Raw genomic sequence first — 2522 nt, forward strand, 5'->3', positions numbered from 1 at the left:
CGGCCGCTTGGCCTCCGAGATCGCCTCCAGCCGGCCCACGACCGCCTTGCGCATCCGGTCCGGCGACCGCACGATCGCGTCCTCACCGAAGCCGATGACCCACGAGACGAAACCGTCCTCGTCCACCACCGGGAGCCGGACAAGCGTCCAGTCCTTCCACGTCCCTGCCGACTCCAGACCGAGGGACTGCTGCACCCACCACGCGATGCGCGGCGAGAACGCGATCTCCACCGACACGCCCTTGTCCCCCACCCACGGCTCAGTGAGCCGGCCTTCGGTGGAGAACCCCTCGGGCACCTCGAAGTCCGGACCACTGCCCCGCGCGGCGAACTTCACCGGCGAGGTAATCCTCTGGAGCTTGAAGTGCCGGACGGCCGAACGCAGGTGGTCGTGTCCTACCAGGTACCAGGCCCCCTGGCGGTGGATCAGCGCGTAGGGGTCCACCGTCCGCTGCGTGTCGTCGGAGCGTCCGGGGGCCCGGTACTTGAAGCCGACCGACCTGCGGGACGCCACCGCGTCGAGCACCTGCGGCAGAGCCGGGACGTCCACATGGAGCCTGGCCCGCAGCCACGGGGGCCCGGCCGGGTCCATGGACATCCCCTCGCCCAGCGACAGCTTGAGCAGGGCCTGGTCCTCACGTCCGCCCTCCTCGACGACAACGCTCGAGGCGATCCACAGGGCCGCCATCTCCTCGGGCGTCAGGTCCAGGTTCGGGAGGTAGTAGCGGTCCTTGGGGATCATGTACCCCTCCTCGACCTCCCACACGTCGGTGAACCGACGCTCGATGGGAATGCCGACGGACCGCAGCTCCTCTTTGTCCCGCTCGAACATCCGCTTAAACGAGGAGTAGTCCTCCTGCTGGTAGCCGGGGACCGTGTTGCGGATCTCCTCGACGGTCAGGGGACGGCGGGTGTTCAGCAGGAGCGCGATGAGGTTGACGAGGCGCTCGACCTTTTGCACGCCGGGTATCCTACCGCCGCCCCGCGGGGGTCAGGACGGGGGCCTTGCGAAAGCAGAAGTGGACAAATGATCGGGGGCCGCTCCCGGACTCCGGAGCGGCCCTGACGGGAAGGGTGGCGCTACCTGCGGGAAGCGCCTTTCTTGCCGCTTTTGGCCTTAGAGGAGCCGTTGCCCTGTCCGGAGGGGCTGCGGTCCTTGGCCGGGCGGTTGTCCACGGACCGCGGTGCCGGGACGACCCTGGCCGTCCTGCGCTCACCGATCATTCCGCCGATGGCGGCCCCCGCGAGCATCGCCACCAGAGCGGCGGCCCCCAGGGCGATGGTGAATTCGATGGCCGTGCCAGTGGCGATCGGCAGGAGGCCGAGGGCCGGGATGTCCAGAGCGCGGTCCGCGAGCGTGTAGCCGATCACACCCGTGATCACGGCCAGGACGATGGCGGTCACGGCGACGAGCAGTCCGTTCTGGATCCCGGAACGCCCGGCCATCCGTCCCGCGGTGTAGCCACCCCACAGGTACGACATGAATTGGAACAGCACGATGGTCGCCGCGGCTCCGGCCCCCAGGACAACCGGATCCCGGGACACGTCCGACAGCGACGTGTCCGTGCCCGCGAGCACGGAGGCCGCGATGGAGCTGAGAAGGAACATCACCCCGAACGCCACCAGCGTGCCGGTGAGTATCGAGATCCACGAGGAGCCGTAGCCTGTCGCCGGCCGTCCGGCATTGCGAGAAGTCCTGGTCATGGTCTGGGGATCCTCCCATTCTGAAAGCGGGCCTGTGCCCTCCGGGGCCACTTCATGCCCGGAGCGGGCGGACCCAAACTACGACGCCGCGCTCAGGCCTGCACGAGCGAAGCGGCGTGAAGCCCCGCGGCCCCGGCCGCCGCGAAGAACAGAGGGTCCTGCGCGGGAGTGCGCCCCATGTGCGACGCCTCCAGCCCCTGCCCGGCCGCCTGCTCCAGAAGCGGACGGACCGGCGCTGTGTCCACCTCGACCACCTGGAACCGGTGAAGCATGGAACGCACCTCGGCTCCCGCCTCACCGGGCACCGGCACCTGGACACCCTCAGGGTCCACCAGACCCAGAGCGGTGACGGCGTGGTGGCTCAGCCCCCGGTGCCGCTCACGGGGATCGCCGGACGACATTCGAACAGCGACGACGGGCATGCCTCCAACCGCCTTTGAGGCCATGACGATCGTCGCCAGCTCCAGCGCGCTGGTGCCGAAGCGGGTGGACGTCCCCACCACTCCCGGGCCCATACCGGCGACCACCACGTCCGCACCAAGTACGCGCCTGGCGGCCAGCACCCCCGATGGAACGCCAACCGCCTCGAGGTCGCCGCCGAACGCATGTCCCGCTGTGACGACTCCGCACAGCCACTCGAGCTCCCGCATGCGCCGGACGACCTTTGACAGGGCCGCGGGCAAAGCGGCGCCGTCGGTCATTACGTAGGCGACCCGCGCAGTGGGAATCCGGTGCCTGATGGCGGCGACGACCGGCAACAGCTGTGAGTGAAGAGAGGCCGCGACAACCGGCGTCAGGTCGAGCGACCCGGGTGAGTCC

The 2522-nt window shown here is 69.4% G+C and carries 3 protein-coding genes; all 3 read right to left on the reverse strand.

Going from position 1 to position 2522, the window contains the following annotated elements:
- Window positions 1–960, reverse strand: a 960-nt coding sequence (locus VNE62_03495; GenBank protein ID HVE91355.1) for a WYL domain-containing protein, incomplete at its 3' end; no start/stop codon positions are given.
- A gap of 119 nt (window positions 961–1079) precedes the next feature.
- Window positions 1080–1703 carry a YrzE family protein gene (locus tag VNE62_03500; protein HVE91356.1) on the reverse strand — a complete coding sequence of 208 codons (624 nt, stop codon included), beginning with the start codon at window positions 1701–1703 and terminating at the stop codon, window positions 1080–1082.
- A 92-nt stretch (window positions 1704–1795) separates the two neighbouring features.
- Window positions 1796–2522: DUF3866 family protein (locus VNE62_03505; GenBank protein HVE91357.1), on the reverse strand; the 727-nt coding region annotated here is incomplete at its 5' end.

The organism is Actinomycetota bacterium (genome assembly GCA_035536535.1).
GTDB lineage: Bacteria > Actinomycetota > JAICYB01 > JAICYB01 > JAICYB01 > DATLNZ01.

Excerpts from the sequence above, each read along its gene's own strand:
- VNE62_03500 (HVE91356.1), bottom strand. The coding sequence starts at position 1,703 with ATGACCAGGACTTCTCGCAATGCCGGACGGCCGGCGACAGGCTACGGC.